General features: G+C 71.1%; 12 protein-coding genes. 6 read left to right on the top strand and 6 right to left on the bottom strand.

Annotated features, from left to right (window positions below):
* Positions 1 to 8: 8 nt before the first annotated feature.
* On the top strand, positions 9 to 2,507 hold the full coding sequence (locus SJY07_RS08275; RefSeq protein ID WP_380158342.1) for a putative bifunctional diguanylate cyclase/phosphodiesterase: 2,499 nt from the start codon (positions 9 to 11) through the stop codon (positions 2,505 to 2,507).
* Positions 2,508 to 3,023: 516 nt separating this feature from the next.
* A complete protein-coding gene (locus SJY07_RS08270) occupies positions 3,024 to 3,509 on the top strand; it encodes a DUF6924 domain-containing protein (RefSeq protein ID WP_380158340.1) in 486 nt (161 codons plus the stop codon).
* Positions 3,510 to 3,662: 153 nt separating this feature from the next.
* Here SJY07_RS08270 and SJY07_RS08265 read toward each other — a convergent pair whose 3' ends face one another.
* Positions 3,663 to 4,016 (bottom strand): hypothetical protein, encoded by a 354-nt coding sequence (locus SJY07_RS08265; protein ID WP_380158338.1) that lies wholly within the window; start codon positions 4,014 to 4,016, stop codon positions 3,663 to 3,665.
* A gap of 216 nt (positions 4,017 to 4,232) precedes the next feature.
* Positions 4,233 to 4,865, bottom strand: coding sequence for a helix-turn-helix domain-containing protein (locus SJY07_RS08260; protein ID WP_328296265.1), 633 nt, complete (start codon positions 4,863 to 4,865; stop codon positions 4,233 to 4,235).
* Positions 4,866 to 5,024: 159 nt separating this feature from the next.
* Here SJY07_RS08260 and SJY07_RS08255 point away from each other — a divergent pair, with 159 nt between their 5' ends.
* Together SJY07_RS08255 and SJY07_RS08250 are read left to right on the top strand one after the other, a co-directional pair.
* Positions 5,025 to 6,431, top strand: coding sequence for an MFS transporter (locus tag SJY07_RS08255; protein ID WP_380162224.1), 1,407 nt, complete (start codon positions 5,025 to 5,027; stop codon positions 6,429 to 6,431).
* The gene (locus SJY07_RS08250) at positions 6,428 to 7,396 is read left to right on the top strand and encodes an alpha/beta fold hydrolase (RefSeq protein ID WP_380158336.1); all 969 of its coding nucleotides are present in this window, start codon (positions 6,428 to 6,430) and stop codon (positions 7,394 to 7,396) included. The genes SJY07_RS08255 and SJY07_RS08250 overlap by 4 nt, the downstream gene beginning before the upstream one ends.
* Positions 7,397 to 7,540: 144 nt before the next feature.
* On the opposite strand, the gene SJY07_RS08245 is transcribed toward SJY07_RS08250, so the two are convergent.
* Positions 7,541 to 8,389 (bottom strand): hypothetical protein, encoded by an 849-nt coding sequence (locus SJY07_RS08245; protein WP_380158334.1) that lies wholly within the window; start codon positions 8,387 to 8,389, stop codon positions 7,541 to 7,543.
* Between the two features lie 325 nt (positions 8,390 to 8,714).
* On the opposite strand from SJY07_RS08245, the gene SJY07_RS08240 reads away from it, so the two are divergent.
* Positions 8,715 to 9,671 carry an aminoglycoside phosphotransferase family protein gene (locus SJY07_RS08240; protein ID WP_380158332.1) on the top strand — a complete coding sequence of 319 codons (957 nt, stop codon included), beginning with the start codon at positions 8,715 to 8,717 and terminating at the stop codon, positions 9,669 to 9,671.
* 118 nt (positions 9,672 to 9,789) lie between these two features.
* On the opposite strand, the gene SJY07_RS08235 is transcribed toward SJY07_RS08240, so the two are convergent.
* The gene (locus SJY07_RS08235) at positions 9,790 to 11,982 is read right to left on the bottom strand and encodes an MMPL family transporter (protein WP_380158330.1); all 2,193 of its coding nucleotides are present in this window, start codon (positions 11,980 to 11,982) and stop codon (positions 9,790 to 9,792) included.
* A gap of 1 nt (position 11,983) precedes the next feature.
* The gene (locus SJY07_RS08230; RefSeq protein WP_328294727.1) at positions 11,984 to 12,565 is read right to left on the bottom strand and encodes a helix-turn-helix domain-containing protein; all 582 of its coding nucleotides are present in this window, start codon (positions 12,563 to 12,565) and stop codon (positions 11,984 to 11,986) included.
* Between the two features lie 105 nt (positions 12,566 to 12,670).
* Between SJY07_RS08230 and pcrA the strand changes: the two genes are divergently transcribed.
* A complete protein-coding gene (pcrA, locus tag SJY07_RS08225) occupies positions 12,671 to 15,013 on the top strand; it encodes a DNA helicase PcrA (RefSeq protein WP_380158328.1) in 2,343 nt (780 codons plus the stop codon).
* Here pcrA and SJY07_RS08220 read toward each other — a convergent pair.
* Positions 14,985 to 15,728 carry an alpha/beta fold hydrolase gene (locus tag SJY07_RS08220; protein ID WP_328294729.1) on the bottom strand — a complete coding sequence of 248 codons (744 nt, stop codon included), beginning with the start codon at positions 15,726 to 15,728 and terminating at the stop codon, positions 14,985 to 14,987. The two genes, pcrA and SJY07_RS08220, sit on opposite strands and share 29 nt — an antisense overlap.
* Positions 15,729 to 15,760 lie beyond the last annotated feature (32 nt).

The following is a 15,760-nucleotide window of genomic DNA, read 5'->3' as shown; positions in this document are numbered from 1 at the left end:
GGCGGGCAGTGGGTCCCTGGCCGCTGTTCATCACGCAGGTCCTGCTGTACTCCACGTTCCCCTTCGCGTTCGCGCTCTTCCGCAAGCCCCTGCGCCTGCTGCTGTCGTACACCTACATCGCCGTGGTGCTCGTCTTCGGGGGCTTCATGGGCTCCATCTACGCGCTTCCGCTCGCCGATGGTCTGGTCGTGTCGGCCGGCAGCATCCTGTACGGGGCGCTGGTGCTCGCCAGCCTGCTCGCCGTCGTCACCGCCCGCGACAGCCACGTGGTGCGCAACATCATCAAGATCGTGATCGCGGTCAACGTCATCAAGGTCGGGGTCCTGGCGGTCACCGCGGCCGCACTGCGCAACACCGCCGTGGTCAACCGCTTCGACACCTCACCCGACGTCTTCGACGTGTCCCTGCTCGTCGTGGCTCTCGGCGGCATCCTCATCATCACCGAGCTGGTCCTGCTGCTCATGACGTTCGAGGCCTTGAAGACGCGCGTGCGCAGCGGCCTCACGTTGGCCCTCGCGTGTGTCGTCTTCTACATCGCGGTGCTCTGCCTCGACGGTGTCCTGTTCCCGATCCTCGCAGCGCCGACCTCACCTGACCTCTCGCCGGCGATCAGCGCCGGCCTGAAGTCGAAGCTCGTGATCGCCGTCGCGTTCAGCGGGCCGCTCCTGCTGTACCTGCTCGTCTTCCGGCGCGACATGGCCGCCTACCGCGAGGTACCGCTCCGGCTGCAAGAGCTGTTCCTCGCGCCGCGGACCGACCTCGTGGAGGAGCTGGAGCGGCAGAGCGAGGTCATCGCCCAGAGCGCCGAGCGCTACCGCCAGCTCGTCGAGTCGACCGCCGACGCGGTGACGTCCATGACCGTCGACGGCGTGATCACCGGTTGGAACCGGGCCGCGGCAGAGCTCTACGGCCACCCCACCGAGGGCGCCACGGGCCGCCCGGTCACCGATCTCGTGCCCGCGGACCGCGCCGAGGAGGTCCTGGGCATCCTCGCCGCCGTCGCCCGCGACGGAGTCGTGCTGTCGTCGGAGTGGACCGCGCAGCGACCGGACGGGTCCACCGTCGACGTCGCCCTGACCATCTCGCCCGTCCTCGACCCCCAGGGGCAGGTGGTCGCCGTGTCGACGATCGGTCGCGACGTCAGTGAGCGCCGCCGGTTCCAGCAGAGGCTCGAACACCAGGCGCTGCACGACTCCCTGACGGGGCTGCCCAACCGAGCGCTGCTGCTCGATCGCCTCCAGCGCCTGGAACACACCTCGCGGGAGGGGGCAGCGCTCGAACCCGCCGTCGCTGTGCTGTTCGTCGACCTCGACCAGTTCAAGATGGTGAACGACGCCTCGGGCCACCACGCCGGCGACGTGCTGCTCGTCCAGGTGGCCCGGCGGCTGTCGCAGGTGGTGTCCTCCGGCGACACCGTCGCCCGCTTCGGTGGTGACGAGTTCGTGGTCCTGTGCACCGACACCGGCATCGACCAGGCGCTCACCCTCGCCCGCGCCGTGCTCGCCGTGCTGTCCGAGCCGTTCGAGGTCGTGGGTCGTCGCTCGTACGTGTCCGCTTCGGTGGGGGTGGCGGTGGCGGCGCCGAGCCGCAGCAGCGACCTCATCCGGCAGGCCGACGTCGCGATGTACGAGGCCAAGGTGCGTGGCCGCGGGCGCGTGCAGCTCTTCGACGACAGCCTGGACGCCCACACGCAGGGGCGGCTCGCGCTGGCGGGCGACCTCCGGGACGCCCTCACCGCCGGTGACCTCGCCTTGCACTACCAGCCCGTCGTCGACCTGCGCACCGGGACGGTGCGAGGCGTCGAAGCCCTCATCCGCTGGACTCACCGCGAGCGCGGCACGGTCCCGCCCAACGTCTTCATCCCCTTGGCCGAGGACACCGGCCTCATCACCGCCATAGACCAGTGGGCGCTCGTGCGCGGCTGCCGAGACGGTGCACGTCTGCTGTCGGCGGGCGTTCTCCCTGCCGGCGCCCACATCGCCGTCAACCTCTCGGCGCACGACATCGCCGACTCCGCGGTCGAGCTGACGATCGACTCGGCCATCCGCGCCGCCGGCCCTGCGATGACGCACCGCAACCTCATGGTGGAGGTCACCGAGACGGTCGTGATCCGCGACCTCGCGCACTCGAGGCGCGTCCTGAACGCCATCCGCGCGCTGGGCTGCGACATCGCCATCGACGACTTCGGGACCGGGCACTCGTCCCTGACCTACCTGCGTCTCTTCCCCGCCCAGCACGTGAAGATCGACCGCAGCTTCATCCAGGGCATCGCCGAGAACCCCCAGGACCTGGCCATCGTGAGGTCGGTGGTGCAGCTGGCCCACGCCATCGGCCTGAAGACCATCGCCGAAGGGGTCGAGACCCAGGAGCAGTGCACCCTGCTGACGCGCCTGGGATGCGACGCAGCGCAGGGTTACCTGTGGAGCCCAGCCCTCCCCATCGACCAGCTCTGCACTCTGGTGAAAGATCTCCCAGACGGCCACTTCACCACGGTCGTTGCGCAGTGACCGCTGAAGCAGTCCCAGGCGATGAGGTCCTGACGATCCATGGCCTTCTGCGCTGCCGTCACCGCCGTCCGAGCGCGGCTGGTGCGTCCCGCGTTCTGCAGAGTCCGACATCTGGAGACTGTGGTCGCTTGCAGACCTGCTCTCACACACCGAAGGCGACGGCCGACACGTGGTGCAGGAGGTAGCCGAAGCAGCGCGGTACAGGCCTGCGCTGCGCGCGGCGTCGAACGCCGTCGTCCTGCCGCCACAGGTCAGGGCCCACTGCGCGAGCTCGGCGTGCCGGTGCGGCTGCTGCCCCCGTCGACAGCCCGCACTGGAGCCGAGGCTCATCGACCCGGACAGTCAGCGCCGCACGGCCGTCCCGCGGTGTGCTCGGCGCACGCTCATCCCGTGTTGTGCGCGAAGCGCACGGTCATCCCGTGTTGTGCGCGGTCACCCCGGCGTTGGCGACCGGATCTGCTTGATATGTGGGTGATCGGAGGCCACGGGCCAGTCGAGCGTGCCAAAGTGATGATCATGACCTCCTCTGACGACGGCTCCGACGTCGAGCGTCTCCGCGAGGTCTCGGAGCACTCCCCGCCGGAGAACTTCGAGGAGCCGTTCCACCCCGACGACTACCCCTTCCTCGTGCGCACCGACTTCAGCCACCCCCAGCAGTGGGCTGAGGTGTCCAACCTCATCCGCTCGGCGCAGGCGAACTTCACGACCTACCTAGCCCTGGTCGACGACCCCCGCTGGGAGAACGCATCGGACACCGACCTCTTCGAAGCGTTCCCCGACACGAGCATGCTCGTCATCGCCGACGCTGAAGCGCTGTCCGCCCCCGAACTGCCCCTGCTCGTGCTCCACGTCACCACCGACGACGAAGGCGACGACGTGGTCCAGGAGATGCGGGTCCTGGCGAACCAGGTGGCAGCCGTGGAGGCGAACCTGACCCTCGGCAACCGTGACTGGGAGGAGTACGTGGACGAGGCTGACCCGGACGGGGTCTACCGCGGCTAGCAGCATCCCCAACCGTGCGCACTCACGGCGGCCCTGCGGGCGACGTCGCGCTTGGGGCGTGTTGCGTGCGACGTCACGGTCATCCCGCACTCCGCGCGTGAACCCTTCGCCCCTGCCCATGACGCCGCCGACGACCGTGCTGGTCTCGACGCTTCAGAAGCACCACCCCGTCGGAGGGCTACCAGCCAGGGTGTCCTGCAGCAGAGCAGTACAGCCGTACAGCAGGTAAGAAGTGGCGAGCAGAGCCGGCGCCCACGCCCAGCGACGCCAGCGCCGCGGCGCAGCCCGACGCACCAGCAGGTAGGGCCCGGCCCCCACCACCAGCACGGTGACCAAGGTGGCGAACACGAACGGGGCCCGTCCCGAGGCAGACTCCTCCGGGCGGCACGGCAAGGTGGCGAAGCCGACCCAGGCCCACACCAGTGGACTGAGCGCCAGCGCGAGCACGGCCAGGATCCAGCCGCCCCACACGGCGCTGGGACTACCTGCTCCCGCATCGGACTCCACGCTGTGGCATCGGCGCACGGGTCAGTAGTCGTGAGCAGTGCTCACCCCATCGCCACCGCACCGCGTAGGGAAGTTCTCGTGCTTCGACGGGTGTCGGCACACCCGGTCATCCCGCAATGTGTGCGCTGTCGCTGGTGGCCGACGACCTCTCCTGCCGATCTGCGTGAACCTCAGCGCACTGTCGAGGCGAGCTGCGCTGTGATCCCCTGACTCGGTTCAGCTGACCCTGTGGTCCCCACCGCCACCTCCCAGCCCGCTCCGCAACGCGCCGAACACCTCATCCAGACGCGCACGGTGGTCCGCACCCACCGCCTCCACCGACTCACCCGCCAGCCGGCGACGGGCGTTGCCCACCAGCACGGTGGAGTAGCCGGCGACGACGAGGGCGGCGAACAGCGTCGCGTTCCCCGCGAACCCCTCATCACGCTCCAACTCCTCGACGAGGGTGTCCTGCAGGTCCGCGGCGATCTCACGGGCCCGGGCGATCAACGCAGGCGAGGACGCCACCGTCCGGAAGAAGGGCGCGGACCGCTCGTCCAAGCCGGCGAGGACGTGGCGGGCCGCGAGCAGTCCGAGGCTCACCTCGTGCAGGGAGGTCAGCACATCGGTCCCCGAGGCCCGTTCGCGCACCGCGGTGCGCAGGAGCTCGACCGCGTCGTCGGCACGGTCGAGGTAGAGGTCCTCCTTGCGCGGGAAGTGCTTGAACACCGTGACGCTGGAGACCCCCGCCTCTCGGGCGACCTCAGCGACGGTCACCGCGTCGAAACCGCGTTCGGCGAAGAGCCGGGCAGCGACCTCGGCGATCCTGGCGCGGGTCTGCGGCCCGCCGCGCTCACCTGTTCGGGGCATCACGGCCTCACTCTCTTGTGTGACTCTGCTTAGTCAGTTAACTTAGTCGATGTGACCACCCCTCAGACTGCCATCCGCAGTGAGCCCCGCCCCGCGCCCCGCTCGCTGCGCGAGGCGTGGATCGCCCTCGCCGGTCTCTCCGCCGTCTTCCTCTTCGAGATGCTCGACAACTCCATCCTCAACGTCGCCCTCCCCACGATCGGGCGCGACCTGCACGCCACGACGAGCTCGCTGCAGTGGATCGGCGGGGCCTACTCCGTCCTCTTCGGCGGCGCCATGCTGCTCTTCGGAGCCATCGCCGACCGGTTCGGGCGACGCCGGGTGATGCTCACCGGACTGGTCCTGCTCGCCGCGGCGAGCCTGGCCACCGCGTTGGTCTCGACCACCGGTGAGCTGATCGCCGTGCGGGCGGTGATGGGCGTGGCCGCGGCCATGACCACGCCCGGCTCGATGGCCCTGGCCTTCCGGCTCTTCTCCACCGACGACCTGCGCGTGCGGGCCCTCACCGTCATCTCCACCGCCGGCCTGGTCGGACTCGCCGTGGGCCCCACGGCAGGTGGTCTCGTCCTGACCGTCGCACCCTGGCAGGTGTTGCTGCTGGCCAACGTCCCCATCGCCGTGCTCGCCCTCGTCGGCATCCGCCTCGGTGTCGCCGCCGACACCGGCGCGGGTGTCGGCGCGGGTGTCGGCGGGGACCTGCACACCGACCCGATCGACGTCGCCGGCGCCGTGCTGGGCACCGCGACGATCGTCGCGGCCCTGCTCACCCCCACCCTCTTCGTCGCCGACGGCACCCGCTCGTGGGTGCCGTGGGTGGCCACCGCCCTGACGGTCCTGGCCGCGACCGCCTTCGTCCTGCGTGAACGGACCGCCGCTCACCCGCTGCTGGACCTGGCCCTGATCGCCCGCCCGCTCGTCGCCAGCGGACTGGCCTACAAGGCCGCCGCCGGCCTCGCCGTCGCCGGCCTGAGCTACCTGGTGACGCTGCAGTTGCAGTTCGCCTGGGGCTGGTCTCCTACGGCCGCGGCGCTGGGGATGCTGCCCCAGGTCGCGGTGCTGCTGGCCGGTGGCCGCTTCGTCGGACCCTTCGTCGCCCGCGTCGGACTCGAGCGGGCCGCCTGGCTCAGCGCCACCGCCGTCGTCGCCGGCCTGGCCGTCTTCGCCCTCGCCGGCAGCCACGGCTACCCCGTCGTCGTCGCCGCCCTCGTGCTCGTGGCCGCCGGGATGCGCGTGGTCGGGGTCGTGGCCGGCAACAACGTCTTGCGCGGTCTACCCGCCGATCGGACCTCCGTCGGCGCGGCCCTGGTCGACACCTCCAGCGAACTCGCCACCGGCATCGGCATCGCCGCCACGGGCACGATCCTCGCCGCGCTGTTCACCGGTTCCCTCACCGCACCGACCTGGAGCACGACCCAGGTCGGGCAGTTCCAGCAGGCCCTCGAGATCGCCGGGCTCACCCTCACTCTCGCCGCTGCCGCCCTGGTCGCCCTCGGCGTCCACCGCTCCCGACGCGGCGCCGACAAGACCTCCACCACCCCCTCCGAAGAGAAGAGCGTCCAGTCGTGACCGCACCCAGCGCCCACCCGCCGTTCGACCCGGAGCTGGCGGTCTTCCTCGCCGCGATGCAGGCTCGCGGCCCGTTCACCCTCACCACCGAGATGCTTCCCCGGATGCGGGCTCTGGAGATCAGCCAGGACCAGCTCGACGCGGACCTGCGAGCCAAGGGCCTGGAGCGGCGCAGCGTCACCGTCCCCGGCCACCTCGGCGAACCCATCGACCTCGCGATCGTCCAGCGCGCCGGGCGCACCGGAACCGCCCCGTGCTTCTACGCCATCCACGGCGGCGGCATGATGTTCGGTCACCACCTCGGCAACCTCGACTCCTACGACGACTGGCTGCTCACCCACGACGTCGTCCTGATCAGCGTCGACTACCGCCTCGCCCCCGAACACCCCGACCCCTACCCCGTCGAGGACTGCTACGCCGCACTCGCCTGGACCGCAGCCCACGCCGAGGAGCTGGGGATCGACCCCGACCGCATCGTGCTCGTCGGGCAGAGCGCCGGCGGCGGCCTCGCTGCGGGAACCGCCCTGCTGGCCCGCGACCGCGGCGGCCCCGCGGTCCTGGCCCAGGTCCTGATCTCCCCGATGCTCGACGACAGCGACTCCACCGTCTCCACCCACCAGATCGACGGCGTCGGCGTCGCCGACCGCGCGATGACCCGCTTCGGGTGGAACGCCTACCTCGGAGAGCGCCGCGGCGGGAACGACGTGTCCGTCTACGCCGCCCCCGCCCGAGCCGACGACCTGTCCGGCCTGCCCCCGGCCTACCTCGACTGCGGCAGCGCAGAGGTGTTCCGCGACGAGACGGTCGCCTACGCGAGCACGTTGTGGGCCGCGGGGGTCCAGGCCGAGCTGCACGTCTGGCCCGGCGCCTTCCACGGCTTCACCAGCATGCAGCCGCGTGCCGCGTTGTCCCGGACCGCGGTTGCGGCACTGGCCACCTGGACCACCCGGCTCCTCGAACGCTGACGACGCCCGAGAACCTCACGGTCATCCCGCGAAGTGCGTGTCTGGCGAAGAGCGAGCGATGTGCTGGTGGCGAGCTGGCCGATGGTGATGGGTGGCACAGCCGTCAGCCCGCGGCGCTGCCACGGGGCTACTCGACGCCCAGGCTCACGGCGCTTCGAGCCATCGCACGCTCCAGTCCGCGCAGTTCACGACCTGCACACCTTCAGCCGTGATCACGATCAACGTTCTGCCTCCGCGCATCGTCGCCGTACCGCCGACGCGAAGGTCCCAGGGACGTTGCTCCAGAACCTCCCCGTCGTCGCTGAGCCGGATCAGGGAGTTCTTCCCCTCGAAGGTCTCACCGACCGCGACCCAGGTCCCCGTCACCGGGTCGTGGAGGACGAGACGGAAGTGCTCAGGCACCCTCGCTCGTTCTCGCCCGTCGGAGTCGAGGATCCGTAGAAACCCGTTGTCGGTGAACGCCAGGTGCTCCCCGTCGCCAGCCGCGAACCAGACCGGACCCGGTCCGGTCGCGATCCGGGGCCCCAGCGGATCCAGCGAACCGTCCAGCAGGCGGCACCAACCACCACCCACTCCCAGCGAGAGGTCCGAAGTCAGCGCGATCACCCTCAACACCCCTCGCAGGGAACGCACCTCCTCCCCGGTGGCTGCCTCCAGCACGCGGGTGGCCCTGCGGAGGTGAGTGACGACCACACGACCTCCAGCCAGAGCAGTCACGGCCTCCACGTTCGTGCGGCTGCGGTCCTGCCACAGCCGCTGACCCGTCAGGTCGTAGCCGCACACACCGTGGCGTTCCCAGGCGCCGGCGACCACCACGGGGTGCTCACCGGGTACCAGTGCACCCCGCCAACCGCCGTAGTCCCAGATGGTCTCGAACGTGGCGCAGTGCGCGGCACGTTCCAGCGACCAGACGTCCACGAGCCCCTTGTGGCGGGCGGTGACCAGGAGGTCCTCTTCCCACGGCGCCGCGGCGACCTGGCGCAGGTCGATCACCAGCGTTCACCGTCTGCGAGCCCGTTGAAGATCATGCCGGTGAGTCTGTCCGAGGGGTCCGACAACGAGGTCGCCGCGGAACTCGAAGCTCTTCCTCGACCATCGAGGTGCGCCGGCGGGACGGGCCGCGGTTCCACCGGTGCAGCGGACTTCAGGGTCGTTCCGCGGTACGGGCGGGCGTCGGAGGCCGGGAACCTCGCGCTCACGCCGAGGAGCAGGGAATGCGGGTGAGGGAAGCAGCCCCGTCTGCCAGCCTGGTCACTGTGATCCACGACGACGGAGCAGTCCGACCCGCGACCGCAACGGCCAGCCCGGGGCCGCGTGGATGAGCACCGCCCACGACCTCGGTCCAGCACCGACCCGCCTCAGCGTCGAGACCGACCTGGTCCACCAGCTCATCGCCGAGCAGTTTCCCCACTGGGCCGACCTGCCCGTGCGCCCGGTGGCCGACGGTGGCTGGGACAACTTCACCTTCCACCTCGGTCCGGACATGTCGGTGCGCCTGCCCAGTGCCACCGAGTACGCCCTCGCCGTGGACAAGGAGCACCGCTGGTTGCCCCGCCTCGCAGCGCAGCTCCCGTTGCCCATCTCCACTCCGCTGGCACGAGGCCGACCCGGCCACGGCTACCCCTTCGCCTGGTCGGTGTACCGGTGGCTGCCCGGGGACCCGGTGACCGCCGCCCGCATCGCTGACGGCGGCATCGGCGCTGAGGGCGACCCGGTCCGCTTCGCCCTCGACCTCGCCGACTTCCTCACCGCCTTGCAGCAGATCGACCCCACCGACGGGCCGGCTCCCGGCACCCACAACTGGTTCCGCGGCGGCACGCTGCGCACCTACGACGCGACGACCCAGAACGCGCTGCAGACCCTCGAGGGTCGCCCCGACGTGGACATCGACGTCGAGTTGGCCCGCGCCGTGTGGGCCAGTGCGCTCGACGCACGGTGGAACCGCGTGCCGGTCTGGTTCCACGGCGACATCGCTGCCGGCAACCTGCTGCTGCGTGAGGGCCGGCTGGGTGCGGTCATCGACTTCGGCACCTGCGGGGTCGGTGACCCCGCCTGCGACCTCGCCGGGGCGTGGACGTTGCTGGGCACCGCAGCCCGGGTGGCCTTCCGCGACCGGATGGACGTCGACGAAGGTACGTGGGCTCGAGGGCGCGGCTGGGCGCTGTGGAAGACCCTGGCCACCTACGTCGGAGTCCTCGACGAGGATGCAGGAGCAGCCGCCGGGGCTCAGCGCGTCCTCGACGCGATCCTCACCGAGTACGGGGTCACCAGCTGAGCCCTTGCAGGCGCGCATGGGCTGACGACCTCACGGTCATCCCGCGATCTGGGCAGGATCACGGCTGTTCGCGATCCGCCGGGCAGGTCCCAGGCACAGAGGGGCCGCCAGCGACCGCTCACGCAGCCGACCTCGCCGTCAGGGCCGTGCCCTCGACGTCGAGGGTCGGCAACCACCGCAACCACCGCGGCATCCACCACGCCGCCCGGCCGAGCAACGACAACGCCGCCGGCACCGCGACCATCCGGACGACCACGGCGTCGGCGAGGATCCCGACGGCCAGCGCGAAGGCGATGGGTTTGATCGTCGAGTCGCCCTGCGGGACGAACCCCGCGAACACCGCGAACATGATCGCCGCGGCGGCCACCACGACGGGTGCCGCCTGCCGGAACCCGGTGCGGACGGCCTGCACGGGATCGGCGCCGTGGGCGTGCGCCTCGTGCATCCGGGAGACCAGGAACACCTGGTAGTCCATCGCGAGGCCGAAGAGGATCCCGACGACGATGATCGGCGCGAGGCTCAGCAGGGGGCCGGTGCTCTCGGCCCGCACGACCTCCTTCAGCCAGCCCCACTGGAACACCGCGGTCGTCGCGCCGAGCGCGGCGCCGATGGTCAGGAGGAACCCCAGGACCCCGACGACGGGCACCAGGATCGAGCGGAAGACCAGCACCAGCAGGACGAACGCGAGCCCGACGACCAGCACGAGGTACACCGGCAGTGCGTCGGACAGCGTGCTGGAGACGTCGACGCTCACCGCGGTCTGGCCGGTGACGTAGGCGGTGGTTCCCGAGGGGTCCCCGGCGATGAGGTCGCGCATGCGGTGCACGAGGTCGGTCGTCGCCGTGTCGTCCGGGGCGGTGGTGGGGACGACGGTGACGAGGGCGGCGCTCCCGTCCCGGTTCGGGGTGGGCGGTGCGGCGAAGGCGACTCCCGGCAGCGCGCGGAGTTCCGTGCTCAGCGCGGTCGCGCGGTCGACCACGCCGGCTCCCTCCCCGTCGCCGTGGACGAGGACGACGATCGGTCCGCTGACCCCCGCGCCGAAGCGGTCGGAGAGGATCTGCTGCGCCTTCGCCTGGGTGCTGCCGTCGGGCCACGCGGTGCTCAACGTGGTCTGCATCGAGGTGACCGGGATCGCGACGACCCCGAGGGCCACGACGGCCAGCACCAGGCTGACCCAGCGCCGGGTCGTCACGGTCCGACCCCACGTCGCGAACAGCCCCGTGCGTTCGGTGCCGTCCGGGACGTGCGGTGGCGCCACGTGGCGGCCGCCGCTGTGCTCGAGGGCCTTGCGGGCCGAGCGCGGTAGCGCCCGCAGCCCGACGAACCCGAGCGCCGCGGGGACGAGGGTGAGGGCGATGAGCACCGCGACGACGACCGTCGCGGCGGCGGCGATCCCCATCTCGGTGAGGAACGGGATGCCGGCCACGGCGAGACCGGCGAGCGCGATGACCACGGTCACCCCGGCGGTCAGGACCGCCGACCCCGCGGTCCCCACGGCCAGCGGGACGGCCTCGGCCACGCTGCGCCCGTCGAGGAGTTCCTGCCGGAAGCGGGTGACGATGAACAGCGCGTAGTCGATGCCGACGGCGAGGCCCAGCATGATCGCGAGGATCGGCGTCGTGGACTGCAGGTCGACGAAACCCGTGAGGGTGGTGATCCCGAGCGCGCCGATCCCGACGCCGACGACGGCCGTCAGCAGGTTCATCCCCGCGGCGACGAGCGAGCCGTAGGTGATGGCGAGGACGACGAGCGCGACGACGACACCGATGACCTCGGCGGGTCCGCCGAGTTCGGAGACCCCCTGCGTGACCTCGCCCGTCACCTCCGCGTCCAGGCCCGCGGCCCGGGCGTGCGCGACGGCGGCGAGCAGTTCCTCGCGTTCGGACGCGGTGACCTCCGACGCCTGCACCGGGTAGCTGACCGTGCTGTAGGCGGCGCGCAGGTCGGGGGAGACGACGGGGTTCGCGGCGTCGAGCGGGTTGCTCGCGCCCGCGACCCCGTCGAGGCCGTTGAGCTCCTGGACGGCGGCGAGGACCTTCGCCGAGTTCTCCGCCGAGGTGATCTGCTGACCCTCGGGCACCTCGAAGACGACCTGGGCCGATCCGCCGTTCGCGGTGTCGCCGAACTCCTCCCCGATGAGGCGCAGCGCGGTCGTCGACTCCTGGCCGGGGATCTCGAAGGAGTTCACCGTCTTCCCCGACAGGGTGGCGGCGCCGACCCCGGTCAGGGCGAGGAGCAGGACCCAGACGGCCACGACGAGGCCGCGGCGGCGGAACGCGCCGGCTCCGAGGCGGTGCAGGAAGGTCGCCATCTCAGTTCTCCTCGGCGGTGTGCCCGAGCGCGGCGAGCGCAGCGGTGATCAGGTGGGGGCGGACGGTCGCGGCGTCGAGGTCGCGGAAGGCGAGCGAGGTGACGGCGAGCCCGCTGACGGCGGTGGTGATCCGGACGCCGCGGTCCAGGACGGCGGCGCTGGGCGGTTGCTCGCTCTTGACGATCTCCGTGCCGAAGGAGCGGAACAGCACCTCGCCGAGGTGGTCCAACCGGTCGGAGGACAGCGCCCCCTGGCTGATCGTCGTCAGCATGAAGGAGACGAGCCCGGGACGTCGCTCGGCGAGGGCGACGAGGGCTTCGACCACGGTCCGGTCGCGCCCGGGACCGGTCGGGAGGTCCGTCACCTGGGTGGCGATGCGCTCGAAGTGCCCGACCGTGTGCGCCACGGTCGCCTCCTCCAGCGCCTCCTTGCTCGGGAAGCGGTGCAGCAGACCGGTCTTGGAGTAGCCGACCGCGTCGGCCACCCGCTGCACCGAGGTCTGCTCGATCCCGTGGCGGGCGAACAGCGCCGCCGCCGCCTCGAGGATCTCCTCGTCGATCTGTTCCTTCGTCAACCGGGGCACCCGACCACTGTAGACCGGTGTGGACCGATTCGGTCGCACAGGGACCGGTTCGGTCCATCGCGGGCGGTGGGTCGTGTCGGAGGTGAGGCCTACCCTTGACCCACGATGAGCACTCTCTTCGACGACCTCCCGCTGGGCCCCTCCTCGAGCGGCGACCCGAACGGCGGCAGGACCGCGCCGACCCCGCGCCGGGGGGCGGACCCGGCTGCCCTGCTCGAGGGGCTGAACCCGCAGCAGCACCAGGCCGTCGTGCACGCGGGGTCGCCGCTGTTGATCGTGGCGGGCGCCGGCTCGGGCAAGACGCGGGTCCTGACCCACCGCATCGCCTACCTGCTCGCCGAGGGCCGCGCCACGGCCGGGCAGGTCCTCGCGATCACCTTCACCAACAAGGCCGCCGCCGAGATGCGCGAACGCGTGGCCGCCCTGGTGGGTGACCAGGTCGGTGTGAACGTGGGGATGGGGTCCCGCAGCATGTGGGTCTCGACCTTCCACTCCGCCTGCGTGCGCATCCTGCGCCGCGAGGCCCAGCACCTGGGGATGCGGACGTCGTTCTCGATCTACGACTCCGCCGACTCCCAGCGGCTCATGGCGATGGTCGGCCGCGAGCTGCAGCTGGATCCGAAGAAGCACGCGCCGCGGGCGATGTCGACGATGGTGTCGAACCTCAAGAACGAGCTCGTCGACGAGGAGACCTTCTTCGACCGGGCGAACTCCGAGAGCGGCAACGAGACCGAACGCGTCCTCGCGAAGGCCTACCGGATGTACCAGCAGCGGCTGCGCCAGGCCAACGCCATGGACTTCGACGACCTGATCATGTCCACGGTGCACCTCCTGCAGGCCTTCCCGGACGTCGCGGAGCACTACCGCCGACGCTTCCGCCACGTGCTGGTCGACGAGTACCAGGACACCAACCACGCGCAGTACATGCTGGTGAAGGAACTCGTCGGCACCGGTGAGGGCCCCGTCCCGCGCGGGGAGCTGACCGTCGTCGGTGACGCGGACCAGTCGATCTACGCCTTCCGCGGCGCGACGATCCGCAACATCGTCGAGTTCGAGCAGGACTACCCGGACGCGACGACGGTGCTGCTGGAGCAGAACTACCGCTCGACGCAGAACATCCTGACCGCGGCCAACGAGGTCATCAAGCTCAACGACGACCGCCGGCCGAAGAACCTCTGGACGGCCTCGGGCGCGGGGGAGCAGATCGTCGGGTACGTCGCCGACGACGAGCACGACGAAGCCGCCTTCGTCGCCGAGGAGGTCGACCGCCTCCACGACGCGGGATCGCTGAAGTACAAGGACGTCGCCGTCTTCTACCGGACGAACGCGCAGTCGCGTTCGCTGGAGGAGGTCTTCATCCGCACCGGGCTGCCCTACAAGGTGGTCGGCGGGACGCGCTTCTACGAGCGCAGGGAGGTCAAGGACGCCGTCGCCTACCTGCGCGTCCTCGACAACCCCGACGACACGGTGAACATGCGCCGCGTCCTCAACACCCCCAAGCGCGGGATCGGCGAACGGGCCGAGGCCGCGATCGTGGTGCTGGCCGAACGCGAACGGATCGGCTTCAACGCCGCGCTGGACCGCGCCGACGAGGCGATCGGTCTGGTGTCGCGCTCCCTGAACGCGATCCAGGGTTTCGCCCAGCTGATCCACGACCTGCGCACGCTGGCGGAGTCGGGCGCCGCCCCCTCCGTCGTGCTCGAGGCGATCCTGGAGCAGAGCGGTTACCTCGCCGAACTCCGGGCGAGCTCGGACCCGCAGGACGAGTCCCGGGTGGAGAACCTCTCCGAACTCGTCGCGGTGGCCGAGGAGTTCTCCGAGGACAACCCCGAGGGGACCCTCTCGGACTTCCTGGAACGCGTCTCCCTCGTGGCCGACGCCGACCAGATCCCGGCCGGTGCCGAGGACGACGGTGTCGTGACGCTCATGACGCTGCACACGGCGAAGGGGCTGGAGTTCCCCGTCGTGTTCCTCACCGGCATGGAGGACGGGACCTTCCCGCACATGCGCTCCCTCGGGGACCCCGACCAGCTGGCCGAGGAACGTCGCCTCGCCTACGTCGGCCTGACCCGGGCGCGCGAACGGCTCTACCTGTCCCGCTCGGCCGTCCGGAGCGCCTGGGGCGCACCGCAGCAGTACCCGCCGTCACGGTTCCTCGACGAGGTCCCCGCGACGCTGGTCGAGTGGAAGCGTGCGCAGTCGGCGTTCCAGAACGTTGCCTCCCCGAGCGCCGCGTCGCGGATCTCCCAACGCCCGGGGGTGCGTTCCGCCGGCAACCGGCCGGTCATCGCCCTGAACCCCGGCGACCGGGTGACGCACGACTCCTTCGGCCTCGGCACCGTCGTGCGCATGGAGGGCGAGGGCGACAAGACCATCGCGCACATCGACTTCCGGTCCGAGGGGACGAAACGGCTGCTGCTCAGGTACGCGCCGGTCGAGAAGCTCTGACCACGGACGCCACCTCGCGGGGACGTTCCAGCGGCAGCAGGTGACCCGCCCCGGGCAACGTCACGAACGTCGCCCGGGGGTAGGCCACCCCGTTCAGCTCCCGCTGGGCGTTCTCGCCCAGGTCACCGTCCGCACCGCCCGCCACGAGGACCGCGGGCAGGTCGAGGACCCCGACCCGCTCGGACCAGTCCTCCCGCGACCCGAACTCCAGCCAGTTCCGCCAGGCCAGCGGGGAGGAGCGGAGCAGGTCGGTGACGGCGCGTTCCGCGGCCGCGAGTTCCAGGGGTCCGCCCACGTTCGTCGCGACGAACTCACTGGCGGCGGCGGCGTCCAGCGGGCCGTCCTGCACCCAGGACAGCATGAGCGCCCGGCGTTCCTCCGCCATCGGCTCGGGGACCGGCGGGGAGCCGGCGAGCAGGAGCACCCCCGAAGGGGGTGGGAGTTCCCCGGCGAGCGCCCGCGCCGCGACGACGGATGCGATCTTCCCGCCCATGCTGTGCCCCAGCAGGATCCAGTCGTCGTCCACCGCCGAGAGCCGCTGCACGACGTGGTCGGCCATCGCCCGTACCGAGGTCCCGAGTTCCACCGGTGCGTCGCCGAAACCCGGCAGGTCGAGCGCGCGGAGCTCGAACTCCGGACCGAGTTCCGCGGCCAGCGCGTCGAAGGCGAGGCGGCTCGACCCGAGGGCGTGCAGACAGACGACAGTGGTGCTCACAGCGCCCATCCTCGGGGCGGAACGGGTGACCG

It is taken from the genome of Kineococcus sp. R86509, from assembly GCF_042466365.1.
In the GTDB taxonomy this organism is placed as follows: Bacteria; Actinomycetota; Actinomycetes; order Actinomycetales; family Kineococcaceae; genus Kineococcus.
Note: the sequence above shows the minus strand (reverse complement) of the source record. Positions and strands in the feature narration are given on the sequence as shown.

What these genes read in the sequence shown, in the direction of transcription:
- SJY07_RS08270 (WP_380158340.1), top strand. Translation starts at nt 3,024, where the DNA reads ATGACCTCCTCTGACGACGGCTCCGACGTCGAGCGTCTCCGCGAGGTC.
- SJY07_RS08260 (WP_328296265.1), bottom strand. Translation starts at nt 4,865, where the DNA reads ATGCCCCGAACAGGTGAGCGCGGCGGGCCGCAGACCCGCGCCAGGATC.
- SJY07_RS08255 (WP_380162224.1), top strand. Translation starts at nt 5,025, where the DNA reads ATGCTCGACAACTCCATCCTCAACGTCGCCCTCCCCACGATCGGGCGC.
- SJY07_RS08240 (WP_380158332.1), top strand. Translation starts at nt 8,715, where the DNA reads ATGAGCACCGCCCACGACCTCGGTCCAGCACCGACCCGCCTCAGCGTC.
- SJY07_RS08235 (WP_380158330.1), bottom strand. Translation starts at nt 11,982, where the DNA reads ATGGCGACCTTCCTGCACCGCCTCGGAGCCGGCGCGTTCCGCCGCCGC.
- pcrA (WP_380158328.1), top strand. Translation starts at nt 12,671, where the DNA reads ATGAGCACTCTCTTCGACGACCTCCCGCTGGGCCCCTCCTCGAGCGGC.